21 protein-coding genes and 6 tRNA genes are annotated in these 24437 nt (G+C 70.2%); 12 read left to right on the forward strand and 15 right to left on the reverse strand.

From position 1 onward, the window contains the following. Positions 1–56: 56 nt before the first annotated feature. From JOY88_RS11135 to JOY88_RS11170, 8 genes are all read right to left on the reverse strand, one after another. Complete coding sequence (locus JOY88_RS11135) at positions 57–233, reverse strand: SEC-C metal-binding domain-containing protein (protein WP_293502417.1); 177 nt, start codon at positions 231–233, stop codon at positions 57–59. Positions 234–289: 56 nt separating this feature from the next. Next, positions 290–374 (reverse strand) — tRNA-Leu (locus tag JOY88_RS11140). Between the two features lie 176 nt (positions 375–550). Then, a tRNA-Asp gene (locus JOY88_RS11145) sits at positions 551–626 on the reverse strand. Positions 627–637: 11 nt separating this feature from the next. Further along, positions 638–714: transfer RNA gene (locus tag JOY88_RS11150), tRNA-Pro, on the reverse strand. 111 nt (positions 715–825) lie between these two features. Continuing rightward, positions 826–900, reverse strand: a tRNA-Glu gene (locus JOY88_RS11155). Between the two features lie 10 nt (positions 901–910). Then, positions 911–995 (reverse strand) — tRNA-Tyr (locus JOY88_RS11160). A 16-nt stretch (positions 996–1011) separates the two neighbouring features. Continuing rightward, positions 1012–1088: transfer RNA gene (locus JOY88_RS11165), tRNA-Arg, on the reverse strand. Between the two features lie 288 nt (positions 1089–1376). Beyond that, positions 1377–1541 (reverse strand): hypothetical protein, encoded by a 165-nt coding sequence (locus JOY88_RS11170; RefSeq protein ID WP_293502419.1) that lies wholly within the window; start codon positions 1539–1541, stop codon positions 1377–1379. 121 nt (positions 1542–1662) lie between these two features. Here JOY88_RS11170 and JOY88_RS11175 point away from each other — a divergent pair, with 121 nt between their 5' ends. Together JOY88_RS11175 and JOY88_RS11180 are read left to right on the forward strand one after the other, a co-directional pair. After that, the gene (locus JOY88_RS11175) at positions 1663–2028 is read left to right on the forward strand and encodes a hypothetical protein (protein WP_293502421.1); all 366 of its coding nucleotides are present in this window, start codon (positions 1663–1665) and stop codon (positions 2026–2028) included. Positions 2029–2334: 306 nt separating this feature from the next. Then, positions 2335–4209, forward strand: coding sequence for a phosphoenolpyruvate carboxykinase (GTP) (locus JOY88_RS11180; RefSeq protein ID WP_293502423.1), 1875 nt, complete (start codon positions 2335–2337; stop codon positions 4207–4209). A gap of 64 nt (positions 4210–4273) precedes the next feature. On the opposite strand, the gene JOY88_RS11185 is transcribed toward JOY88_RS11180, so the two are convergent. Continuing rightward, positions 4274–6037, reverse strand: a complete 1764-nt coding sequence (locus tag JOY88_RS11185) for a pectate lyase-like domain-containing protein (protein WP_293502425.1) — start codon at positions 6035–6037, stop codon at positions 4274–4276. A gap of 152 nt (positions 6038–6189) precedes the next feature. Between JOY88_RS11185 and JOY88_RS11190 the strand changes: the two genes are divergently transcribed. After that, positions 6190–6480 carry a hypothetical protein gene (locus JOY88_RS11190; RefSeq protein WP_293502426.1) on the forward strand — a complete coding sequence of 97 codons (291 nt, stop codon included), beginning with the start codon at positions 6190–6192 and terminating at the stop codon, positions 6478–6480. Positions 6481–6551: 71 nt separating this feature from the next. On the opposite strand, the gene JOY88_RS11195 is transcribed toward JOY88_RS11190, so the two are convergent. After that, entirely contained in the window at positions 6552–7286 is a 735-nt protein-coding gene (locus JOY88_RS11195) for a PEP-CTERM sorting domain-containing protein (RefSeq protein WP_293502428.1), read from the reverse strand. Between the two features lie 222 nt (positions 7287–7508). Here JOY88_RS11195 and JOY88_RS11200 point away from each other — a divergent pair, with 222 nt between their 5' ends. The 6 genes from JOY88_RS11200 (at position 7509) to JOY88_RS11225 (ending at position 14803) form a co-directional block, all read left to right on the forward strand. Next, positions 7509–8393, forward strand: coding sequence for an AAA family ATPase (locus JOY88_RS11200; RefSeq protein ID WP_293502429.1), 885 nt, complete (start codon positions 7509–7511; stop codon positions 8391–8393). A 4-nt stretch (positions 8394–8397) separates the two neighbouring features. Then, positions 8398–9564 (forward strand): vWA domain-containing protein, encoded by a 1167-nt coding sequence (locus JOY88_RS11205; RefSeq protein ID WP_293502430.1) that lies wholly within the window; start codon positions 8398–8400, stop codon positions 9562–9564. 72 nt (positions 9565–9636) lie between these two features. Continuing rightward, positions 9637–10179, forward strand: a complete 543-nt coding sequence (locus JOY88_RS11210) for an SRPBCC family protein (RefSeq protein WP_293502431.1) — start codon at positions 9637–9639, stop codon at positions 10177–10179. Between the two features lie 221 nt (positions 10180–10400). Next, positions 10401–11483, forward strand: coding sequence for an acyltransferase family protein (locus JOY88_RS11215; RefSeq protein WP_293502432.1), 1083 nt, complete (start codon positions 10401–10403; stop codon positions 11481–11483). A gap of 96 nt (positions 11484–11579) precedes the next feature. Next, positions 11580–14399: an ATP-binding protein gene (locus JOY88_RS11220; RefSeq protein ID WP_293502434.1), complete on the forward strand. Its 2820-nt coding sequence runs from the start codon at positions 11580–11582 to the stop codon at positions 14397–14399. 14 nt (positions 14400–14413) lie between these two features. Further along, positions 14414–14803: a DUF488 domain-containing protein gene (locus tag JOY88_RS11225; RefSeq protein WP_293502435.1), complete on the forward strand. Its 390-nt coding sequence runs from the start codon at positions 14414–14416 to the stop codon at positions 14801–14803. 165 nt (positions 14804–14968) lie between these two features. Here the strand turns inward: JOY88_RS11225 and JOY88_RS11230 are convergent, their stop codons facing one another. The 3 genes from JOY88_RS11230 to glpK form a co-directional block, all read right to left on the reverse strand. After that, complete coding sequence (locus JOY88_RS11230; protein ID WP_293502437.1) at positions 14969–15664, reverse strand: helix-turn-helix transcriptional regulator; 696 nt, start codon at positions 15662–15664, stop codon at positions 14969–14971. 68 nt (positions 15665–15732) lie between these two features. Further along, the gene (locus JOY88_RS11235) at positions 15733–16128 is read right to left on the reverse strand and encodes a VOC family protein (protein WP_293502439.1); all 396 of its coding nucleotides are present in this window, start codon (positions 16126–16128) and stop codon (positions 15733–15735) included. 83 nt (positions 16129–16211) lie between these two features. Then, positions 16212–17678, reverse strand: coding sequence for a glycerol kinase GlpK (gene glpK, locus JOY88_RS11240; RefSeq protein ID WP_293502441.1), 1467 nt, complete (start codon positions 17676–17678; stop codon positions 16212–16214). 27 nt (positions 17679–17705) lie between these two features. On the opposite strand from glpK, the gene glpD reads away from it, so the two are divergent. Together glpD and JOY88_RS11250 are read left to right on the forward strand one after the other, a co-directional pair. Then, positions 17706–19181, forward strand: coding sequence for a glycerol-3-phosphate dehydrogenase (gene glpD / locus JOY88_RS11245; protein ID WP_293502442.1), 1476 nt, complete (start codon positions 17706–17708; stop codon positions 19179–19181). Positions 19182–19230: 49 nt separating this feature from the next. After that, on the forward strand, positions 19231–20199 hold the full coding sequence (locus tag JOY88_RS11250) for a DMT family transporter (RefSeq protein WP_293502444.1): 969 nt from the start codon (positions 19231–19233) through the stop codon (positions 20197–20199). Here the strand turns inward: JOY88_RS11250 and JOY88_RS11255 are convergent. Then, on the reverse strand, positions 20174–20941 hold the full coding sequence (locus JOY88_RS11255; protein ID WP_293502445.1) for a metallophosphoesterase: 768 nt from the start codon (positions 20939–20941) through the stop codon (positions 20174–20176). The genes JOY88_RS11250 and JOY88_RS11255 overlap by 26 nt on opposite strands. Continuing rightward, on the reverse strand, positions 20941–21702 hold the full coding sequence (locus JOY88_RS11260) for a UPF0149 family protein (protein WP_293502447.1): 762 nt from the start codon (positions 21700–21702) through the stop codon (positions 20941–20943). Before JOY88_RS11260 ends, JOY88_RS11255 begins: the two co-directional genes overlap by 1 nt. Before the next feature lie 210 nt (positions 21703–21912). Between JOY88_RS11260 and JOY88_RS11265 the strand changes: the two genes are divergently transcribed. Continuing rightward, positions 21913–24429: a TonB-dependent receptor gene (locus JOY88_RS11265; protein WP_293502448.1), complete on the forward strand. Its 2517-nt coding sequence runs from the start codon at positions 21913–21915 to the stop codon at positions 24427–24429. Positions 24430–24437: the final 8 nt, after the last annotated feature.

Below are 24437 nucleotides of genomic sequence, written 5' to 3' on the forward strand. Positions count from 1 at the left end.
TACACCCCACCTGGTGTGCTGAGTGGCGCCGTATCAGCGCCGGTAGTGATGCCGGTTCACGCCGTCAAAAGCAGCCGCTGCTCAGGCAGCAGCGCTTGAAACGTCCTCCCTGATTCGCAGGGGCACGGGTCGTTGCGGCCGAGTTTTTCCATCAGCTCCTTGTGGCCGCCCACGATGCGGTCGCCGCGCTTGACCTGCGTCTCAGACGGGAAGCCCTTGCGGCGCTTGCTCATGACCTCGAAAGCTGTGGTCGTTCTGGATCTTCTTCATGGTGTTCTCCTGGTTGTGTTGGTCCCCTCGGCCCGGGTCGAACGGGCATGCCTTGCGGCAACGGCTTCTGAGACCGTTGCGTCTGCCGTTTCCGCCACGAGGGGTGCGAATGCGCTTGGGGTTGACCGACCGGAGTGCTCGCGCACTGCGCTCGGCCTGCGGCCCGTGCCTTCGGCCCGTCCGGTGCTTTGCACCGAGCGAACCGGCGATGCAAGGGTCACGACCTTGAGCCTTGGGCCACCAGGCGACGGTCAACCCCAAACACACTTCATCTTCAAACTGGCGCCGCCAGCGGGCTTCGATCCCGCGGCCTCCGGTTCGACAGACCGGCGCTCTGCCAACTGAGCTATGGCGGCTACTTCACTCCTGGTCCGTGCGGCAGGACTCGAACCTGCAACCCTCTGCTCCCAAAGCAGCAGCGCTCCCTGATTGCGCCACACACGGGTCATCCTTCAATGCTCTGAATGGTTGTCGGTGACGGGTTCCGACGCCGCCCAATCGTTGCGGCCGATTTGCGCCTGTCGAAGCGTGAGCTCGACGACAGGCTTCTCAGTCTGGTATCCCGTGCGGGAGTCGAACCCGCCTCTTCGGCTTGAAGGGCCGAAGACCTCACCGGAAGTCCAACGGGACGTTGTTGATGTGGTGGACGCTGATGGATTCGAACCACCGTGCCGTGAGGACCTGGTTTACGGCCAGGCGCAATCGACCAACTCTGCCAAGCGTCCTTGATGCGAACAGTTATGGCGCCTCGTGAAGGGGGCGAACCTCCGACCTCCGGCTTCGTAGGCCGGCGCTCTTCTCCACTGAGCTAACGAGGCGATGTCATCTCGGCTGTGTCCGCACGCGACCCGCGCAAGCAAACTTGCGTGGACCGCTGCATGCCGGCTCCGTCTGCAGAACGTGCTGGGGCACACATGCACACCAGGCAGGCCAGTGCTTGTGCACGGGCACACCCGAGATGGCATCAGATGCGACTCGCTCCTGAGGAACGCCCGTCGGCGCGCATCGGGTTGAATCGACCGGAACAGCAGGAGCCAAACAAAAAGCCCGGTTCCTGCGGGAGACCGGGCTTCAGCGGATCGTGAGATCCCTGGAGATTGAAAGCTTCAGTGGGCTAGAGCTTTCCCCGGTGGTGTTGCATCACCCTCGTATCGGTCATGGTGCGGCTGGCTCAGTGCCAGCACGCTCTCATGGCGACCCGCGGCGACGCACAAGGCCATCTCGCCCGAGAAGGGGCGCTTGGCGTTGGTGGCGAGGGCTAGACGGGACATGATGAGACCGAATGGGTTGGGGTTGAATCAACGAATGGACAGATTGTGAAGAGTGTTCACGTCGCCGTCAACGCAGCACGAACACCTAGAATGAATGTGAAGTGTTTTCACAACACACGCCGTGTCCAGCATCTCGACCTTTCGCCGACTCAACGCCCTCTCGCTCTTCCAGGCTTTCGCGGAAGAACGCATCGCGGCGGGCGACCCGCCCAAAGGCCTGGAGGCGGCTTGGGCCACACGGATCGAAGTGAGCGGGGCCACCTGGTCGATGGCCAAGAGCGGCGCCCGGCCGATCGGGGACAAGCTGGCCCGCCAGATCGAGCAGCATTGCGGCAAGGAGGCTGGCTGGCTCGATGAAGAGCGGGAGCCGGCGGGGCTGTCGCCGGGCGAGCAGCAGTTCCTGGCGCTGGCCCTCAAGACCTACCGGGCAACGAACAGCGACGGGCGCAAGCGCCTCAAGCAAATCCTCAAGTCGTTCGGCGGGTAGCGGCGGTCGGGCAGAAGGTCATCGGCAGTCCTACGAAGCCAGGCGCCGGGGTTCAGGGTTGAACGAACAAAGCCCGGTTGCACTCGATTACAGCCACCCTTCGCGCAAACCCTAGGCCCGCTTCGCCAGCCGCGCGATCCTTTCGCCCAGCCAGCATGGCGTTATTCCGGTTTTGCATGGACCCACCGATCCCGGTGGTTACGGCGTGATTACATTGGATTCGACAATTCACGCCCCTGGCCCGGTGTGCTTGGGCCAGCTCCGAACGGTTGCCCCAAACACATCACCATGATCGGAGCTTCCACCATGAACCAACCGCTGATGCAGGGTTTGCGCCTGAATCTGCCCGCCTATGTGAAACACGCCAGGCTGATCGCCTGGGTCGCCGAGATCGCGGCGCTGACCGAGGCGGCCGACGTCTACTGGTGCGATGGCAGCGCCGACGAGTACCAGCGCCTGTGCGAGCAACTCGTCGCGGCCGGCACGTTCAAGAAGCTCAACCCCGTGCTGCGCCCCGGCAGCTACCTGGCCAATTCCGATCCCGGCGACGTCGCCCGCGTCGAGGACCGCACCTTCATCTGCTCGGCGCGGAAGGAAGACGCCGGCCCGACCAACAACTGGATGGCGCCCGCCGAAATGCGTGAGCTGCTGCAGACCGGTGAGCAGGCCTTGTTCAAGGGCTGCATGCGCGGCCGCACGCTGTACGTCGTGCCCTTCAGCATGGGCCCGCTGGGCTCGCCCATTGCTCACATCGGCGTGGAGCTCTCCGACAGCCCTTATGTCGCCGTCAACATGCGCACGATGACGCGCATGGGTCAGGCCGTCATCGAGCTGCTGGGCAGTGATGGCGAGTTCGTGCCCTGCGTGCACACCGTGGGCGCGCCGCTGCAGGCCGGCCAGGCCGACGTGCCCTGGCCCTGCAACAACACCAAGTACATCGTCCACTACCCCGAGACGCGCGAGATCTGGAGCTATGGCTCGGGCTACGGCGGCAACGCGCTGCTGGGCAAGAAGTGCTTCGCGCTGCGCATCGCATCCACCATGGGCCGCGACCAGGGCTGGCTGGCCGAGCACATGCTGGTGCTTGGGGTCGAGAACCCGGCCGGCAAGAAGATGCATGTGGCCGCAGCCTTCCCCAGCGCCTGTGGCAAGACCAACTTCGCGATGCTGATCCCACCGCCGGCCTTCGCCGGCTGGAAGATCACCACCATCGGCGACGACATCGCCTGGATCAAGCCGGGCGCCGACGGCAAGCTCTACGCCATCAACCCCGAGGCCGGCTACTTCGGCGTGGCCCCGGGCACGAACTCGCACACCAACCCCAACTGCATGGCCAGCCTAGCACGCGACGTGATCTTCACGAACGTGGCGCTGACCGACGACGGCGACGTCTGGTGGGAGGGCATGACCGATACGCCGCCGGCCCATTGCATCGACTGGCAGGGCAGGGACTGGACACCAGCCATCGCCAAGGCCACCGGCGCCAAGGCCGCCCACCCCAATGCCCGCTTCACGGTGGCCGCGACGAACAATCCGGCCCTCGACGAGAACTGGGACAACCCCGCCGGCGTGGCCATCGATGCCTTCATCTTCGGCGGCCGCCGCTCCACCACGGTGCCGCTGGTGACTGAGGCGCGCGACTGGACCGAAGGCGTCTACATGGCCGCCACCATGGGCAGCGAGACCACCGCCGCCGCCGCCGGCCAGCAGGGCGTGGTGCGTCGCGACCCGTTCGCGATGCTGCCCTTCATGGGCTACAACATGAGCGACTACTTCCAGCACTGGCTGGACCTGGGCGCCAGGCTCAAGGCCGCTGGTGCCAGGCTGCCCGCCATCTATTGCGTCAACTGGTTCCGCAAGGACGCGCAGGCCAAGTTCGTCTGGCCCGGCTACGGCGAGAACATGCGCGTGCTGAAGTGGATGCTGGACCGCCTGGACGGCCAGGGCGGCGGCGAGGAGCATGTCTTTGGCGTCACGCCCGGCTACGCCGATCTGAACTGGGACGGCCTGGACTTCTCGCAGCAGCAGTTCGACACCGTCACCCGCATCGACGCCGCCGAATGGCGGGCCGAGATGAAGCTGCACGACGCGCTGTTCGCGCAGCTCGCCCACCACCTGCCCGCCGCGCTGCCGGCCGTCAAGGCCCGCATCGAGGAACGCCTCGCGCAAGAGGCCGGGTGAGCGATTTCCTCTCCTTCCGGTGAACTCTTGAACGGGCGCCAAGGCGCCCGCTTTCTTTGCGCGGCTAGGGGTAGGCCTTCAGCGTCGCCGTGTTGCCGCCACCCTGGCAGCGGGCCGGCTCGCCCGCGTCGTTGACGATGTGCTCGATGCTGCCCTTGTCCACCAGGCAGACGGTGATCATGTGGTGCAGCCGCACGCCAGGCCGGCGCGGTACCTCGATGGCACGATCCAGCACGACGCCGGGCTGCAGGAAGACGCTGTAGACGCCCAGGCCCCAGGCCTCGTGGCGCGTCACCCCGTCGACCACCCGGTAGGCCGGGTGGCCGCGGCCAGCGGCGCTGCTCCATTCCGGCTGGCTGGGCGGGTCATACGGGATCTCGGACTGGTAGAAGTAGACCCGTCCGCCATTGCCCTGCCAGACCACCTGCGCCTTCTGGAAATGCTCGACGAAGAGGCCATAGATGGTCACGTCCTCGCCGCTCACCCACAGGCCGTGGGCCGAAGGGTTGCTCGCCCAGCGGACGCCCTCGCCATGGTCGGCACGCCAGATCCAGGTGTGATCCACCAAGGTGTCGTGGGCGTTGATGCGCAACGCCGTGCCCACCCGGCCGGCCGCCGCGCCGCCGATGCGGAAGAACAGGTCGTGCAGGGCTATGGGATCAGCCCGGTGGCGCCGCTTAGCACCCGCGGGCGCCACCTCCATCAGCACGCCCGAGTCCTGTGCGCCCGCATCCAGGAACAGGCCCGCAATCGTCAGCCCATCCACGTCCGCCGTCTTCACGAGGGACTGGCCGTTGTCCGAGCGCAGCGTCGGGAAGCCCAGGCCGAGCACCACCGTGCCAGGGCGCCGGACCTGCAGCGGCTCGGTCAGCAGGTACTCGCCCGGCGTGAACAGCAGATGTTTTCCCGCGGCCAGTTGGGCATTGAGTGCCGCGGCCGTGTCGCCCGGCCTGGCGATGTGGAACTTGCGTATGGCCAGCGTCCGGCCCGGCGTCAGCGCGCCTTCCGCCCAGGAGATGCCCGCGCTGTCGCGCCGCAGCGCCGGCACTCGCACCGCGTAGCCGCCCGCGGCGTCGACGAAGAGATACGGCTTCTCGCGCACCAGCGGCGTCTTGTCGATGCGCGTGTAGCGCCGACCCGGCGTCGGGAACTCGCCCTCCGGCGCACCCTGCACGCCAACGAAGACCATGTTCCAGTTCGAGCCCGTCCAGCTGCCCCAGCGGCTGTTGCGCGAGATCCATTGCTGCTGCGTCGCCGAATCGACCCGGCCGTCCACCCACACGTCCGAGAACCAGCCGCCGCTGGCCCAGCCGTTGCGCTGGTTGAGCCGCATGTTGCCGCGCACGTGCATGCGCCGGAACGGGATGGCCTGGGAGACGGCCCACTGCATGGTGTTGTCGCCCAAGCCCAACGCGGGCGTCACCGCGAAGTTCTCGGCACCGCGCCAGAAATTCTGCGTCGCGTTGTCGTGGTCGAGGAAGGCGGTGGAGCGCAGGTCGCCGATGACGTGCACTTCGTCCGGATGCGCCCCCAGGCCCAGCACCTGGGTGTAGAAGCCCACCGGGATGCGCAGGTTCTGGTAGGTGCCCGGCTTGAGCAGGATGGCGTCGCGGCGCGGGCCGAAGTGGTTGGGCTGCTGGTCCGCGTAGATGTCGTCGACGCGCTGCTGCAGGCCGGGCGTGGCCGGGTCGAGGATGTGGACGTGGGGGCCGAAGTCCGGCATATCGACCGTCGCGGCCCGGGTCGCCAGGCCGGCGGCCAGCACCCCACCCGCCATCACTCGCGCCGCCACGCCGCGGAAGTGGCCCGAAACTGTCTTGCACCGCATGTCCCGCCCTCGCCAAGCCTGAAATTGGAATCGGTTCCAATTTGGCGATTGGATCACGACGGAAGAACTCGGGCATCGGGGCTAGTCCGGGCGCGGCCGGCGCACAATGGACCCAACTTGCGCAGCCCTTGCGAGGGCGAGGAGGCTGGAAGATGAACCAGGGCTTCGGTCACGAATTGCCGCAGCGGCATGCGCAGCAGGATCACCGCCAGGTCTCGCGCTACCTGGTCGTCATCGCGTCCAGCGCCGGCCCGGTGGCCAAGCTGTTTCTCGACAGCCGCGAGCAGGTCGGTGAGTTCGACGCCGGCACCGAGGAGGTCGCCGTCATGACGCGCAACGCCACGTCGTCACTGGGCGCCGCCGAACCGGAGTGGGACAAGGCACTGGCCGGCCACAGCGCGGGAGAGCGCGCGGCCGCGATGGTCTACCTTCTGGATCTCTGAGGCGGCTTTGAAATAAACGGCGCCGAAGCGCCGGCCGGGAATAGATCCCGGCCAACGCCCGGTCGTGCAGTTCAACGTGGCGACCCGCCACGGCGGCGCGCGGCCAGCACGCCGCCGCACAAGGCGAGGCCCACGAGGGACAACGTCGCCGGCTCGGGCAGATTCGTGCCGCCGCGCACGGCATCGCGACCGATCAGGTTCCAGTTGATCGACTCATTGCCGTCAGAGGAACCGTTGATGAAGTCGTAGCCGAAGGTATTGATGATGTAGCCCTTGTCGTCGAAGGACTGCGTCGTGGCTCCGCCATCGGTGGAGAACGACACGTTCGGGATGGACGCCAGGCAATCGGCTTGCTGGACCGCCGACAGCGCCGCCATGTTCGTGCAACCGCCCAGCGGATGGGCCGCATCGATGGCCGGGGCTCCGCCAAGCGGGCCATAGTCGCTGGAGTCAAAGTTGTAGGACGCCGTTTGCGTGAAGATGCCGGTCTTGCCCGCGCCTATGGTCAGGGCACTCCAGAAATTGAAGACGACACCGCCGCTGTTGAGCTTGACCTCGAAGTTGGAAATCGTGATGGCGCTGGCACCGGTGTTGTCGATGCGAACCGCGCCGGAGTCGAAGGACTGGGCGGCGCTGGATTGCGACACCACGTTGGCCCCCCCCAGCCACGGGGACGGGAAGAATCCGCTGGGCCTCAGGTTGTCGGCGTAACCGACATAGATCACCAGATCTGCATGGGCGACGCCTGCGGAGAGCAGGCCCAATGCCGCCGCCAACGACGACATGAGTTTGTAAGTGTTGCGCATGGACTTCCCCTCTCAGGAATGGCTTGAACACACCCAACACCATGCATAACTCATTCCAGATCTGCAACTTATTGATTTTCATTGCGAATATATGATCGCAATGAGCTTGCAACGCAGCAATGTCAAGTTCATCGACAGCCCGCGCCGAATCGGCAGCCAGGATCGGCCTGGCCCAGGCGTCGGAGGCTCGCCTGGACGCGTGCAAGCTGGGAAACTGGCCCCATGATCGACTCGAAAGAGGCCCTCAGCGCGGGCCTTGAGGCCCAGTCCTATCTGGCATCGCCGGAGCTTTCCGTCGCCGCCTTCCTCGCGCTGCGTCTGTCCCGCCCGTTGCTGCTGGAGGGCGCGCCCGGCACCGGCAAGACGGCCATCGCCGCCGCGCTGGCCGCCGCGCTGCAGCGGCCGCTGATACGTCTGCAATGCTACGAAGGCCTGGACCTGGCCGCCGCCGCCTACGAGTGGAACTATGCACGCCAGATGCTGGAAATCCGCCTCGCGCAGGCGCACGAGCGTGAACGAGCGGCGGACGAGCTGTTCGCTCGTCGCTTTCTCATCGAGCGGCCGCTGCTGCAGGCCCTGACCACCACGCCCGCGCCCGTGCTGCTCATCGACGAGCTGGACCGCGCCGACGCGCCCTTCGAGGCCTTCCTGCTGGAGTTCCTCGCCGATTTCCAGATCAGCGTGCCGGAGCTCGGCACGATCACGGCCGCCACGCCGCCGCTGGTCGTCCTGACCAGCAACCGCAGCCGCGAGGTCCACGACGCCGTCAAGCGCCGCTGCCTCTACCACTGGGTGGACTTCCCCGACGCCGCGCGCGAGCTGGCCATCGTGCGCGTCCGCCTGCCCCACATCGAGCAGCGGCTGGCCCAGCAGGTCGTCGCATTCGTGCAAGGCCTGCGCGCGCTGGACCTGTACAAGTTACCCGGCCTGGCCGAGACGCTGGACTGGTCGCGCGCCCTCGTCGAGCTGAACACCGTCAGCCTCGACCCCGCCATCGTGCAGTCCACGCTGGGCGTGCTGCTCAAGTATCAGGACGACATCGCCCGCGTGCAGGGCGGCGAGGCAGCGCGGCTGCTGGCCGAGCTGCGCGAGCAGGCGCGCGCCTGAGACCATGGACCGACTGGCCGAAAACGTCCTGCACTTCGGCCGCGTGCTGCGCACCGCGGGCCTGCCCATCGGCACGGACCGGCTGCTGCTGGCGACCCAGGCGCTGGAAGCAGGCGGCCTGGCCTCGCGCGCCGACTTCAAGGCGGCGCTGGCCGCCTGCCTCGTCGACCGGCCCGAACACCGGCCGCTGTTCGAGCAGGCCTTCCACGTCTTCTGGCGCGACCCCGACCTGCTGGGCCGCATCATGGCCTTGCTGCTGCCCCAGGCCCAGGCGCGCGCGGCCACGCCGCCGCCGCCCGAGAACCGGCGCCTCGCCGATGCGCTGTTCCCGCCGCGTCCGGCGCCGCCGCCCCGCATCGAACCGGTCGACGTCGAGGCACGCCTGGACGCCGGCGACCGCGAGCGGCTGCAGCGCCGCGACTTCGACATCATGACGGCCGCCGAATGGGACGCGGCGCGGCGCGCGCTGGCCGCGCTGCAGCCTGCGTTGGCCCGACGCCTGACGCGCCGCCACGAACCGGCCCCGCGCGGCCGCATCGCCTGGCGCGCCGCGCTGCGCGCCGAGGCCCGCCGCGGGCCCGCGCCGCCACCACGGGAGCGCGCCCGCACGCGCCCCACCCCGCTGGTGCTGCTGGCCGACATCTCGGGCTCCATGGGCCGCTATTCGCGCGTGCTGCTGCAGCTCGCCCAGGGTCTGCTCAACCCGGGGCCAGGCCTGCGCGAGCGGCCCGCCGTCGAGGCCTTCGTCTTCGGCACGCGGCTGACACGCATCACGCGCCAGCTCCGCGGCCGCGACCCCGACGACGCGCTGGCCGCCGCGGCCGCCGCCGTACCGGACTGGGCCGGCGGCACACGGATCGGCCACAGCCTGCACGCCTTCAACCGCGACTGGGCGCGCCGCGTGCTGGCCGGCGGCACGGCCACCGTGCTGCTGGTCACCGACGGGCTGGAGCGCCGTCCCGACGGCAACGATGCGCCAGACCTCGCCCGCGAGGCCGAGCGGCTGCGCCTGAGCTGCCGCGAGCTGTTGTGGCTCAACCCGCTGCTGCGCTTCGACGGTTTCGAGCCACGCGCCGCTGGCGTACAGGCGCTGCTGCCCCAGGTGAGCCGCCACCTGCCCGTGCACGACCTGGACAGCGTCGGCCGCCTGCTGGACGCGCTGGCGCGCTGAGCCGCAGGTCGGTCGACACCCCGTCACCGCGAGGCCAGGCCCCTTTTTCGCGCCACCCGTCAGAATCGGCACATGAACCTGACCGGCCAGCAAACCCTGCCCGTCTCCCAGGCCCAGGCCTGGGCCGCGCTGAACGACACCGCGATGCTGCAGGCCGCCGTGCCTGGCTGCGAGGCCATCACGCCGGCCGGCGACAACGCCTTCGACGTGCTGATGGCCGTCTCCATCGGCCCGGTCAAGGCCAGGTTCAAGGGCCGTCTGCAGCTGTCGGACCTGGTGCCGCCGCAGAGCTACCGCCTCGCCTTCGAGGGCTCGGGCGGCGCGGCCGGCCATGGCAAGGGCCAGGCCCTCGTCACGCTGGAGGCGCTGGCGCCTCAGCAGACGCGGCTGGGCTACGAAGTGACCGCCAGCGTCGGCGGCAAGCTGGCGCAGGTCGGCTCGCGCCTGGTGGACCTCGCTGCGCAGAAGCTGGCCGAGGACTTCTTTGCCCGCTTCCAGACTGCGCTGCTGGCGCGCCAGCCTCCGGCCGAAGTGGAGGCCGCGCCGGCCCCCGCAGCGCCACGGCCGGGCATGCTGGGCCGCCTGCGCGACTGGCTGCGCCGCCTGTTCGGCTGACGCGCCACGCCGTTGGCCCAGGCCGAGCGGCGCTTCGTGACCACCTGAAACAGTGGGGTTTTCCCGGGATGGGCGCCGGTACAATTTCACTTGTCCGAAACAACGGGCCTGCCTCAGCGCAGGCCCGTTCTTTTTCATGAATCGAACGCCCCCACGCTCGCCGTGCTCACCGCCCCCCGAGGGGACCTGCCAGCATCAGCGGGCAGCCGGGCGCTGCTGACATGTCCAGCCCTTCCCGCCGCCTGCCGCACGTCGACGCCCTCAAGGTCCTGGCCGCCCAGGTCATCGTGCTGCACCACCTCGTCAGCTACGGCCCCCTCGCCCGAGCGGCCCACGAGGCCCTGCCCTGGCTGGCTGGCGCTCTGCACCAGTACGGCCGCATGGCGGTGCAGGTCTTCCTGGTCGTCGGCGGGTATCTGAGCGCGCGCGGCCTGTCGCCGCGCGGCAAGGCCTTGCAGGCCGCCGTGCCCGCGCTGCTGTGGCGGCGCTACCTGCGCCTGACCCTGCCCTTCCTCGCCGCGCTGGCGCTGACGCTGGGTGCCTGCGGCCTCATCGCGTCGTCCTGGCCCGAGCTGGTGCCAGCCGACATCAGCCTGGGCCAGCTGCTGGCCCATGCGCTGCTGCTGCACGACGTGCTCGGCTACGAGGCGCTGACGGTGGGCGCCTGGTACGTGGCCATAGACCTGCAGCTCTTCGCGCTGCTCGTGGGCCTGCTGTGGCTGGCGCGACGCGGCTGGCGCCACCCCGGCCGCCTGGTCGTCGGCCCGCTGCTCGTCGCGGTCGCCGCACTGGCCTCGGCCTTCGTCTTCAATCGCCAGCCGGAGCTGGACGCCTTCGCACCCTATTTCTTCGTGTCCTACGGCCTGGGCGCACTGGTGCACTGGCTGGGCCTGTGGCGACACCGCGGCACCGGCCTTGTCCTGCTGGCCTTGGCGATGGGCGCCGCACTGTTGCTGGACTGGCGCGACCGCCTGGCCCTCGCGCTCACGACGGCGCTGTGGCTGGCCTGGGCGCAACAGCGCCACGCCGAGGGCCGGCCGCTGCTTCCGACGGCCTGGGCCGCGCTGTTGGCCGCCGGCTCGACGCCGTCCTATGCCCTCTTCCTGCTGCATTTCCCGGTGCTGCTGCTGACCAACGCGCTGCTGGCCCAGCTGCCCGGCGCGACGCCGGCCATCGGCCTGCTGCTGCTGCTGGCCACCTGGCTGCTGGCCAACTGCCTGGCCGTGCCCTTCCACCGGTGGGTGGAGGCACCGGCCGCGCGCCTCGATCCGCTGGCCTGGCTGCCGCGTCTGCGCACCGCCTGAGCGGGCCCCGCGCAGGTGCCCGAAACCCCGAAAACCATCAGAGGCGGGCCCGCCCCTGCGTGCTAATGTCGCGCGCAGCCACGAGGACGCGTTTCCATGACGACCCCAGCCCAGGCCGCGCCGCCGACTGACGCCCTCGAAAGCCGCGACGCGCTGCTGGACAAGGCCACGCGCACGCTGGTCGCCATCGTCAGCATCGTCGGTGCGGCGGCGGCGGCGACCGGCCTGCTGTTCCAGTCGTCCAGGGGCGCCCCGCCCTGGGGCGACCAGCGCTTCATCGTCGGCATGACGCTGCTGGGTCTGGGCGGTCTGGCGTCGCTGCTGCGCCGGGCCGGCTGGCAGCGTCTGGCCATGACGCTGGTGCTGGGCGGCACGCAGCTCAGCCTGGTCGGCAACGCGATCGCCACCGGCCTGGGCGTGCACACGCTTGCGCTTGCGGCCAGCCCGGTGCTGGTCGCCGTGGCGGGCGGCGTGGCCGGCAACGGCTCCGCCCTGGCGCTGGCCGCGCTGCATCTGGCCGCCATATTCGGCCTGGCCACGCTCGAAACCCAGGGCTGGCTGCCCGGCCGGCTCGTTGCGCTGCAGCCGTCGATCCAGGGCCGCGTCGTCGGGCACCTGCTGATCACGGTGGGCGGCCTGGCCTCGGCCCTGCTGCTCAACCGCATCCTCGGCGCGGCGCTGCGGCGCGCCATCGGCGAGGAGGCGCGGCTGGCGCGCCTCGTGCAGGCGGCGCACAACTGGGCCTGGGAGGCCGATGCCAGGTTTCGCGTGACCCAGCTATCCGACGAGTTCGAGACCCTGTCCGGCCACAAGCGCGAGGACTTCCTGCGCATGGGCGAACCCGGCGGCGCGGCCCTCGTGAAGGACGCCGACTACCAGGCGCTGCTGGAAGACATCCGCGCCAAGCGCGCCTACCGCGACCGCATCAATGGCTTCCGCGCGCCCGACGGCCGGCTGCTGTGGACGCTGAGCTCGGGCGAGCCCGTCTTCGACGCCGCCGGCCGCCACACCGGCTGGCGCGGCGTCAGCCACAACATCACCGGCGAGCGCCTCGCGCTGCAGCAGCACCAGCGCACTGCCGCCATGCTGGACCGTGTGCTGCGCGCCAGCCCTGACGCCATCTGCGTCGCCCATATCGAGGATGGCCGCATCCGCTTCGCGAACTCGGGCTTCTGCACGCTGGTGGGCCTGTCCCGCGACGAGCTGCTGGGCCGTTCGGGCCACGAGCTGGGCCTGTGGCCCGACAGCGGCGAGCCGCGGCGGCTGGCCGCCGCGCTGGCCGGCTCCGGCCTGGTGCGCGACTTCCGCTCGGCCATCTTCGTGGGCGGCCAATGGCGCGACCTGCTGGTCTCCGCCGCGTCGCTGGACTGGGACGGCGAGCCGGCGACGATGCTGATCGCGCGCGACATCACCGACAGCGAGCGCGGCCGCATCGAGGCCGAAGCCATCCTCGACCATGCCAGCGTGGGCATTGCGCTGACGCGAGGTGGGCGCTTCGAGCGCGTGAACCACCATTGGCAGGAGATCTTCGGCGGAACCGAGCCCCGGCTCGCCGGCGGCCAGCCCGACCTGCCGTCGGCCCAGCAGGTGGCCGGCACCGCGCTGGCCTTCGAGCGCGACCTGGTCCACCCCGACGGCCGCCGTATCACCGTGCAGTTCAACGCCCGCGGCCTGCCGGCCAGGCTGGCAGGCCGCGATGGGGACGACGCCGACCGCGCGACGCTGTGGCTGGCCGAGGACGTCAGCGAGCGGCGCCGCCAGGAGCGCGAGCTGCAGGCCGCCAAGCAGCAGGCCGAGGGCGCCAGCCACGCCAAGAGCGCCTTCCTCGCGACCATGAGCCACGAGATCCGCACGCCGCTGAACGGCGTGCTGGGCCTGGCACGCCTGCTGCAGCAGGGCGGCCCGGCCGACGCCCACCGCGACAAGTACCTGGCCCACCTCGCCGCCGCCGCCGAGTCGCTCAACGAGATCGTCTCCAACGTGCTGGACCTGTCCAAGATCGAGGCCGGCCACCTGGAGCTGGAGCGGATCGAGTTCGACCTGCACGCGCTGGCCCAGGCCAGCTTCGAAGGCTGCGCGGCGCTGGGCCGCGAGCGCGGGCTGGACATGCAGATCGATCTGGCGCCGGGCCTGCCCCGCCTCGTCATCGGCGACCCGCTGCGGGTGCGCCAGATCATGGCCAACTTCCTCGTCAACGCGCTGAAGTTCACCGAGCGCGGCCATATCCGGCTGAAGCTGTCGGCCGCCGACACCGACCGCGTGCGCATCGTCGTCGCCGACAGCGGCATCGGCGTGCCGGCGGCCCTGCAGGAGCGGCTGTTCCGCCCCTTCGCCCAGGCCGACGACTCGACGACGCGGCGCTTCGGCGGCACCGGCCTGGGCCTGTCCATCTGTCGCGAGCTGGCCGCGCGCATGCAGGGCCGCGTGGGCGTGCAGAGCGACGGCGCCAGCGGCTCCAGCTTCTGGGCCGAGCTGGCCCTGCCAACGGCGCTGACCGTCGACGACACGGCGTCGCGCAAGCGCCTGCCGCCGCCGCCGCGCCATCCTCTGGCGGGCCAGCGCCTGCTGGTCGCCGAGGACAACCCGGTCAACCGCCTCATCATCACGGCACTGCTGCAGCGCCTGGGCGCCGAGGTCGTCGAGGCCGAGGATGGCGAGCAGGCCATCCACCTCGCCCGTGCACAAGCCGGGCGCCTGGACGGCGTGCTGATGGACCTGCACATGCCCAAGGTCGACGGCCTCGCGGCGACCCAGCTGCTGCGCGCCGACCCGACGACGGCCAGACTGCCCATCCACGCGTTCACGGCCGCCGTGCTGGACCAGGAGCGCGAGAAGGCGCTCGCCGCCGGCATGAACGGCTTCATCGCCAAGCCCGTCGCCGAGGCCGAGGTCATCCGCGTCCTCGGCCGGCATTGAGAGGAGGAATCCGCATGGCCATCTGCATCGTCCGCCTCGGCAGCCCCCGCACGCCCGACGAGGGCACCCGCATCGGCACCGTGCGCCGCCCGCCACGCGGCGTGCCCAAGGCCGAGTTCGCCTCGCGCGACTTCTACGACGTCTGGTTCCCCAACCTGGCGCCCAGCCTGGAGACGATGAAGCTGGGCCAGGCCGCCGAGACGGAGGCCCAATGGCAGGCCTTCAGGAAGAAGTACCGCGCCGAGATGAGCGAGCCCGAGGCCCAGCACGCGCTGTCACTGCTGGCCACGCTGTCGGCGCAGACCCACTTTTCGGTGGGCTGCTACTGCATGGACGAGGCGCACTGCCACCGCTCGGTGCTGCGCGAATTGCTGGTGGACAAGGGCGCCGCCATCAAGGCCTGAGCCCGGCTCTCCCATGCGGGCCGAGCGCCGGGCCGCCCCGAGCCGGCCCGCTCTGGCGATGTGCTTGCGGCTCGGTGTCGCGGGCACCGCCACCCCCTCCCGGCATGCAGGACCGACCAGTTGCGCCCACGTACGGCGATGCACGACTGGGCGAAGGCAGTGATCTCAAGCCCCACCACTCTCCTGCGCCTCGCGCTGGCGGTTCATGTCCGCCAGCGTCTTGCCCGGCTCGTCGCGGAAGGTTTCCTCCAGCACCTGCAGCGTCTCGACGCGATCGACGCGGAAGCTGCGGAAGTCGTTGCGCAGCTCGCACCAGGCGGCCAGCGTCCAGACAGGGCCCCAGAACAGGCAGGCCAGCGGCCGCACGACGCGCTCGCTCCTCACGCCACCCAGGTCCAGATACCCCATGCTGAGCTTGCGCCGCGCCTCGGTGGCCTCGCGCATGGCCGTCAGGTGGGCGCTGGTCGCCGGGTCCAACGCCGGCAGCGGCGCGTACAAGGCCAGGCTCTCGGCCGCGGCGCGGGCGTCCAGCGGCAGCACGGCGAGGATCTTGGACAGCGCGTTCTCGGCCTGGCGCGCCAGCGCCGCATCCAGACGCGACTCGGACATGCGCACCGCCGCGACCAGCGCCTGGGCCTCCTGCTTGCTGAACATCAGCGGCGGCAGGTCGAAACCCACCCGCATGCGGTAGCCCACGCCGGCCTCGCCCTCGATGGGCACGCCCTGCTGGCCCAGCGCCGCGATGTCGCGGTAGACGGTGCGCATGGACACCTCCAGCCGCTGGGCCAGGTAGTCGGCCGTCGTGAGGCGGCGTCCGCGGATGAGCTGGACGATCTGGAAGAGGCGGTCGGCACGGCGCATGGGCGGGCATTGTGCGGGAGCATCGCCGCGCCTCCTGCCACCCAAGACCCCATGGGCCTCAGGCCGGCTCAGCCCATGGCCGTGCAGAGCTCCACCAGCGTACCGTCCGGGCAGCGCACATACGCCACCGTCTGGCCCCAGGGCTTGGTGACGGGCGCGGCCAATGCGCGCGCGCCAGCGGTGATGGCGCGGTCGTAGGCTGCCTGCACGTCGGCCACCGTGAAGCCGATCTCAATGCCCAGCGGCCGGGGGCTGGTGTCGGCGGCGACGTAGTCGTGCTGCACGCTGTCGCGGGCCGTCGCATGGTCGACAAAGGCCAGCGTGGTGCCGCCGGCGCCGGTATCGACCTCGCCGTAGGCGCCGCTCTCGTGCAGGAAGCGCGTCTTCAGGCCGAAGGCGCGATCGAAGAAGGCCAGCGAGGCCGCGACGTCGGGTACGTAGACGAGGGTGTAGGCGAAGTTCACGTGCGGCTCCTTGGCGTTGGCAACCCACATGCTGCGCCGGGCCGGCTGCCAAGTCCTGTCAGCAGCAACACCTCGGCGGCGCGCTACCCGGCCAGCACCTGGCGCACCGCTCTCTCCCATTGCGCCATGCGCGCGCCGGCGTCGTCGCGGGACATGCGCGGCTCGAAAGCACGCTCCAGCTGCCAGATCGCGCCGATCTCGGCCGTGGAAGCATAGAGGCCGCAGCCCAGCCCGGCCAGCAGCGCGGCGCCCAGCGCCGTGGTCTCGATGACGCGCGGGCGCAGTACGGGGATGCCCAGCAGGTCGGCCTGGAACTGCATCAGCAAGTCGTTGGCGCTCGCGCCGCCGTCCACGCGCAGCTCCGTCAGGCGCTGGTCCTCGCCCACGTCGGCATTCATCGCGGCCAGCACGGCGGCGCTCTGGAAGGCGATGCTCTCCAGCGCCGCATGGGCGATATGGGCTTGCGTCGTCCCGCGCGTCAGGCCCAGCAGCGCGCCGCGCGCGTCGGGCCGCCAGTAGGGCGCGCCCAGGCCGGCAAAGGCCGGCACGAAAACCACGCCCCCTGCATCGGGCACGCTGCCGGCCAGCGCCTGCACCTCGGCGCTGGATTGCACGGCGTGCAACCCGTCGCGCAGCCATTGCACGACGGCGCCGCCGACGAATACGCTGCCCTCCAGCGCGTACTGCGCGGCCCCGCCCACCTGGGCCGCGCGCGTCGTCACCAGGCCCTGCGTGGAGGTGCGCGCCTGCGCGCCGGTGTGCATCAGCAGGAAGCAGCCGGTGCCGTAGGTGTTCTTGGCCTGCCCCGGCTGCAGGGCCGCCTGGCCGAACAGGGCGGCCTGCTGGTCGCCCGCGATGCCCGCAATGGGCACGCCGAACTCCACGGCCAGGCCGAAGTCGCCGGCCGACGGGCGCACCTCGGGCAGCAGGCTGCGCGGGATGTCGAAGGCCGCGAGCAACTCGTCGCTCCAGTCGCCGCGGTGGATGTCGAACAACAGCGTGCGCGAGGCATTGCTGGCGTCGGTGGCATGGACCCGCCCCTCGGTCAGGCGCCACAGCAACCAGCTGTCGACGGTGCCGAAGGCCAGCTCGCCGCGGGCCGCCCGCTCGCGGGCGCCAGGTACGTTGTCCAGCAGCCAGCGCAGCTTGGTGGCGGAGAAGTACGGATCCAGCAGCAGGCCGGTGAGCTCGCGCACGCGGGGTTCCAGACCTTGCCGCTTCAGGCCTTCGCAGAAGGCCGCCGTGCGCCGGTCCTGCCAGACCAGGGCGCGGTGCAACGGCCGGCCGGTGCGGCGGTCCCACAGCACCACCGTCTCGCGCTGGTTGGTGATGCCTACGGCCGCCACCCGGACGCCCGCCTTGGCCAGCGCCTCGCGGGCACATTCGACCTGATGGGCCCAGATCTCCTCGGCGTCATGCTCCACCCAGCCCGGCTGCGGGAAATGCTGGGGCAACTCGCGCTGCGCCACGGCCAGCAGCCGGCCCGAGCGGTCGAAGACCAGGGCCCGCGAACTCGAAGTCCCCTGGTCAAGCGCGAGCAGAGCATCCATGGCGGCCGTTCACTTAGAGTGGTCGATATGGATGATTTTGACGTCGTGGTGGTGGGAGGCGGCATCAACGGCACGGGCCTGGCGCGCGACCTGGCCGGGCGCGGCTGGCGGGTACTGCTGGCCGAGCGCGACGACCTCGCCGCTCACACCTCTTCGGCCTCGACCAAGCTCGTGCACGGCGGCTTGCGCTATCTGGAAACCTACCAGTTCTCGCTGGTCGCCAAGGCGCTGCAGGAGCGCGAGGTGCTGCTCAGGAGCGCGCCCCATCTCATCCATCCGCTGCGCTTCGTGCTGCCGCACGCGCCACATCTGCGTCCGGCCTGGATGATCCGCATCGGCCTCTTCCTCTACGACCACCTGGCCCGCCGCGAACTGCTGCCCGGCTCCCACGGCCTGGCGCTGGACGGCAGCATGTACGGCGCGCCGCTGCGGCCGGAGTTCAGGCGCGGCTTCGTCTATTCCGACGGCTGGGTGGATGACGCACGCCTCGTCGTCGCCAACGCCCAGGATGCGCGGGCCCGCGGCGCCGAGGTGCTGACGCGCTGCGCCGTCCTGCAGGCCCAGCGCGGCGGCGAAGTCTGGCAAGTGACGCTGCAGGGCGGGCGCCGCCTGCAGGCCCGCGCCCTGGTCAACGCGGCCGGCCCCTGGGCCGAGCGCTTCCTGCGCGACCACACGCGGGGCGGCGACGGTCGTCCGCTGCCCACGCGCGGCCTGCGCCTCGTCAAGGGCAGCCACATCGTCGTGAACCAGCGCTTCGCGCACGACCATGCCTACATCTTCCAGAACGCCGACGGCCGCATCCTCTTCGCCATCCCCTACCAGCAGCGCTTCACGCTGATCGGCACCACCGACGTCGAGCTGCCCGAGCACGAGGAACCGCCGGCGCGCGCCGCCATCGACGCGGCCGAGACCGCCTACCTGTGCAAGCAGGCCAGCCGCTATCTCGTGCAACCCGTGACGCCGGCCGACGTGCTGTGGAGCTACGCCGGCGTGCGCCCGCTGCTCGACGAGGGCGGCTCGGCCTCCAGCGTCACGCGCGACTACCTCCTGGAGGCCGACATGGCCGGCGGTGCGCCACTGCTAAACGTCTGGGGTGGCAAGCTGACGACCTACCGCAAGCTGGCCGAGGACGGCGCGACGCAGCTGGGGCGTCTGCTCGGCGATGCGCGCCGCCCCTGGACCGCAACCGCCCGGTTGCCCGGCGGCGACCTCGGCGTCCATGGCGTCGACATCGAGGCCTTCGCCGCCGAGCTGCAGGACCGCCATGCCGACCGGCCGGCCGTGCGCCGCATCGCGCACGCCTACGGCGGCGATGCGCGCGAGCTGCTGGCGGCGCCGCGCGGCAGGGAGGTCGCACCGAGCCTGTTCGAGTCCGAGCTGCGCCATCTGGTGGAGCGGGAATGGGCCTGCAGCGCCGAGGACGTGCTGTGGCGACGCAGCAAGCTGGGCCTGCACTACACGGCCGCCGAGCGCGAGGCCGTCGCCGACTGGCTGGGCGCCTGACGCCCGTCCGCGGCCGGCGGCGGCGGCGGGATGACGGATGATGTCGGCCATGCTTCTTGGCTTGCTGTTCGCCCTCGCCGCCGGGCTGATGTGGGGGCTGGTGTTCGTCGCCCCGGTGATGCTGCCGGGCTATGCGCCCGCCCTCCTGACGGTGGGGCGGTACCTGGCTTTCGGCCTGATCGCGTTGCCGCTGGCGCTGGCGCTGGACCGGCGCGCGCTGCGCGAGTTGCGGCCGGCCGACTGGTGGGAGGCCGCGAAGCTGAGCCTGGTGGGCAACTTTCTGTACTACCTCTGCCTGTCGGCCGCCATCCAGCGCGCCGGCGCGCCGCTGCCGACCATGATCATCGGCACGCTGCCCGTCGTCATCGCCGTCTGCGCCAACCACCGCAACCGCGTGCGCGACGGCCAGCTGCCCTGGCCCAAGCTGGCGCCATCGCTGGCGCTGATCGCCGTCGGCCTGGCCTGCGTGAACCGCGACGAGCTGGCTGTGCTGCGTGCCGAGGCGGGCGACCCGCGCCGCTATGCCGAGGGCGCGCTGCTGGCCATCGCGGCCGTGGCTTGCTGGACCTGGTATCCCATCCGCAACGCCGACTGGCTGCGCGCCCACGCCGACCGCAGCCCGCGCGCCTGGGCGACGGCGCAGGGCCTGGTCACGCTGCCGATGGCGCTGCTCGGCGCTTTGCTGCTGGGCGGCGTGCACCTGCTGGCGCCGGGCACGCTGGTCCCGGCCGGCTACGCCTGGCCACTGGGCGAGAAGCCCTGGGCCTTCGTCGGCCTGATGGTGGCCATAGGCCTGTGCTCGTCCTGGCTGGGCACGCTGTGCTGGAACGAGGCCAGCCAGCGCCTGCCGACCTCGCTCTCCGGCCAGCTCATCGTCTTCGAGACGCTGGCGGCACTGGCCTACGCCTTCATCTGGACGCAGCGCCTGCCGCCACCGGCCACGCTGGCGGGCGTGGCGCTGCTGGTGGCGGGCGTCGTCTGGGCGCTGCGCATCAAGCCGGTGAAAACACCTCAATAGTCCGCAGGCCGTCGAAGCCGTCGGCCTCGCCGCGCTTCATGTGCCCCCGGGCATTGCTGACGACACGGGTGCTGCCCAGTCGATAGTCGTGCCGGCAATGCAGGTGGCCGTGCAGCCAGAGGTCGACGCCGGGCAGCAGTGCCTCGTCGTCATTGCAGAAGCTGGCCGTACCGGGCTGGCGGCCGTAGCGCGGGTCGGCGCTCCGCAGGCTGGGCGCGAAATGCGTGATGGCGACGGTGGCGTCCCAGTCTCCCGTGCTGGCCAGCTCGCCGGCCAGCCAGGCGCGGCTCTCCAGCGCCAGCGCGCGCACGGCGTCGACGCCGAAGTCCTCGCCATGACGCGTGGCCTGCATGACCTTCTGGAAATAGCCGCCGGCCCGCATGGCGCGCTCGCGGCCCGCCGGGCCGAAGGCGTCGAAGTCGCACCAGCGCGTGCAGCCGACGAAGCGCACCCGCCGGCCCTCGGCGTCGCGCATGACGACGGACTCGTCGTCCAGCATGCGCAGGCCGACGTCCTGCACATGCGCGCGCAAGGCCGCGCGCGCCGCGTCCACGTCCCGCTGGTCATACTCATGGTTGCCAGGGACGAATAGCACCGGCACCGGCCAGCCGCGGAACAGCTCGAAGCTGCGCCAGGTCGTGTCGATGTCGCCGGCCAGCACCAGCAGCTCGGCCCCGGGGGCGGGCGTGGGAACGTAGCTCTCGGTCTCCAGGTGGAGATCCGAGAGCAGTTGCAAACGCATCAGTTGCTACCGTGACACTGCTTGTACTTGCGCCCCGAGCCGCAGGGGCAAGGGTCGTTGCGCCCCACCTTGGGCGTGTCGCGACGGATGGTGTCGACGCGGTAGCGCTCTGCCTCGGTCAGGTCGGCGAGGTCGGCCACCGTGGCGATCAGCTCCTCGATGGCCTCGTCCAGGTCCTTCAGCGGATGCTCGCGGTTCAGCGTCGCGACGACCTCCTTCTCCTCGGCCGTCTCGGCCGGCAGGTGGCGGTACAGCCGCGCCATCGCCGCGGCGACGTCCTCGCTCGGCAGGTCTGCAAGTTCCGGGAAGCACAGGGCCGCATGCTGGAAGCCGGCCACCCAGGGCATCAACGCGCGCGAGATGGGCCCCAGCTCGTCATAGCTGGCGCGGGCGGAGCGCTCTTCATCGCTGGCATCCTCGGGCAGGGGCTCGGGCTCCTGCTCCTCGTCGACGTCGAGGATGACGGGGTCGAACCAGCCGTCCTCGACGAGGCTGCGGTTCAGCGCTGCGTAGCGGCGCTCGACGAGCTGGGTCAGCTTGTCCAGCCAGCCCGCGTCCACCGTCTCGGGCAGCAGGCCGCCGTCGTAGTCGAAGATGTTGGGCAGCCATTCGTCGGCCTCGATGAGGCGGGGCTGCACGATGACGCCGCAGAGATAACCGTCCAGCATGGAGGCATCCAGCGGCTGCAGCGGCTCGGGCGTGGCGGCGAGGAGTTCGTCGAGTTCGGCGAACTCGGCGTCGGTGAGGTCATGGGTGCTCATGGGCCGGGATTGTCGGGGTTCGCTCCCGCACGGCAAGCCGTCCCGCCAGCGTCAGGGTCGGATCGCCGCAAATGCCATCGATGTCACGACTCCACCACACTGGTGTTTACCCAAATGACATCGATAACATTTGCCCTCAAAGTCCGCTCCATCGAAAGTGGCGACGGCCGCGCCGGCTTTCGGGACGCACAACAACCCACGGAGACACACATGACCAGCCCCTACGCCGCGCCGCGCGCCGCTGCCCGACTGTTCCGCCCGCAGTTGATCGCCCTGGCCGCCGCCACCCTCTGCGCCGCCGCACAGGCCCAGGACGCCGCCAAGCCCGCGGACAAATCGCCCGAAGTGAAGGAGTTGGACGCCGTCGTCATCACCGGCACGGCGCGCCGCGAGGGCGTGCGCAAGCTCGAAGCCGGCTTCTCGATCACGACGGCGACCGAGGAGCAGATCAAGCAGGCCGCGCCCAGCAGCACGGCCGACATCCTGAAGACCGTGCCCGGCATCTTCGTCGAGACCTCGGGAGGCCAGGCCGGCGCCAACATCCGCGTGCGCGGCTTCCCGACGCCGGGCGACGGCCCCTACTCGACCTTCCAGCTCAACGGCGCACCGCTGTACCACCTGCCCACGCTGAGCTTCTTCGAGCACTCGCAGCTGTTCCGCCTGGACGACACCATAGACCGCATGGAAGTGCTGCGCGGCGGCCCGAGCCCCATCTTCGGCAGTGGTCAGCCCGGGGTGACCGTCAACTTCATCCAGAAGGACGGCCGCAACCCAGAGGCCAGCCTTCGCGTGACGACCGGCACCGGCAACCTCAAGCGCGTGGACGGCGTCTATGCGGGCAAGCTGTCGGACCAGTGGAACGTCATGGTGGGCGGCTTCTGGCGCCAGAGCCAGGGCCTGCGCGACACGCAGTTCCCCGCCGACGACGGCGGGCAGGCCAGCGTGGTGCTGAGCCGCAAGCTCGACAACGGCAGCCTGCAGCTCTACGCCCGCGCGCTGCATGACCGCAACGCCTTCTTCACGGCCATCCCGGTCGTCGGTGGCGCGGACGGCAAGAGCGTGTCCAGCTACCCCGGCTTCAATGCGCTGAAGGACTATTTCTACGGCAACGAGCTGCGTAGCATCGTGCTGGAGACCGGTCGCGCCACGGGCCGCACGCTGCCCAACGGCAAGCCCGAGATCCAGCGCACGACCGTCACCAGGGACCTGGCCGACGGCCGCGGCGCCGACGTGCAGACCTATGGCGCCAACCTCGACACCAAGCTGGGCGACTGGACGCTGACCAACAAATTCAGCCACACCGGCGGTGACACGCCCACCTACGCGCTGTTCTCCGGCGCGAATCCGCAGACGCTGTCCAGCTACATCGCATCCCAGGTCGCGGCGGCCAACGGCGACGCGACCGTCGCCGCCGCCGCCGGCAGGGCGGCCGTCACCGGCAGCGCCACGTTCACGAACGGCGGCGGCGCGGTGGCCGGCAGCACGCCCGTCATCGTCAACGGCATGTGGGTGGTGGACAAGGCGCTGCGCTCGACCAGCAACGAGACCCGCCTGTCGCGCGAGATCGCACCGGGCAACAACCTCACCGTGGGCCTCTACCTGGCTGGCTACAGCTCGCACGACGTCTGGACGCTGGGCCAGGCCCAGCTGATGACGGTGCAGCCCCATGCCCGCCTCATCGACGTGCAGCTGGACAACGGCGTCAAGGCCTCGCGCAACGGCTATGTGACGCCGCCGTTCTCCTTCAATCTCGACGCCAGCTACAGCGGCAACACGCAGGCCTTCTTCGTCGCCGACGAATGGCAGCTGACCAAGGAGCTGCGCGTGGACCTGGGCGCGCGCCGCGAGACGCAGCGCATCACCGGCACCATCGCCAACGTCAGCAACGGCGACCTGGATAACGACCCGACCACGCTCTACAACAACAACCTCGCCTACTTCAACGGCACGAACACACTGATCGACAGCAAGCTCAGCCGCAACTCCTTCACCGGCGGGGCCAACTACGCCTTCAGCCGCGAGTTCAGCGCCTTCGTGCGCGTGAACAAGGGACACCGCATGCCCGACTTCGACGTGCTGCGCGGCCGCGGCGCCAACGAGACGCGCGATTCGGTCGAGGACATCACGCAGTTCGAGATCGGCCTGAAGACCGCCACCAAGCTCTACAGCGCCTTCCTGACGGCCTACGCCAACAAGCTGACCAACTCCCAGACCCAGCAGTTCACCAACGCCGGCAACGTGGTGCTGCGCCCCAACAGCAAGGCCACCGGCCTGGAGTTCGAGCTGGCGCTGCGCCCGGGCCATGGCTTCGAGATTGCAGCCACCGGCAACTTCCAGGACGCCAAGTACCAGGACTTCCAGCAGTACAGCGGCAACCGCGTCGAGCGGGCTCCGCGGTTCCAGGCCCGCCTCACGCCCAGCTGGCAGACGCAGACCGGCTTCGGCCAGTTGCGCGCCTTCGCCACCCTCAGCCATGTCGGCGAGCGCTTCGCCGACCAGACCAACGCGCTGAAGCTGCCGGCCTACCGGACCATCGACGCGGGCGCCGTGCTCGCCATGGACAACGGCCTGGAGGTGCGCCTGACCGGCACCAACCTGACCAACAAGATCGGCCTGACTGAGGGCAACTTCCGCGTGCCCGGTCAGGGCGTTGGCCAGGACGGCGTGTTCCTCGCGCGGCCGCTGTTCGGTCGGGCCTACGAGCTCAGCGTCGGCTTCCAGTTCTGACGACGCGC

Origin of the sequence: Roseateles sp. (genome assembly GCF_019237615.1) — a bacterium.
Classification (GTDB): Bacteria; Pseudomonadota; Gammaproteobacteria; order Burkholderiales; family Burkholderiaceae_C; genus Pelomonas.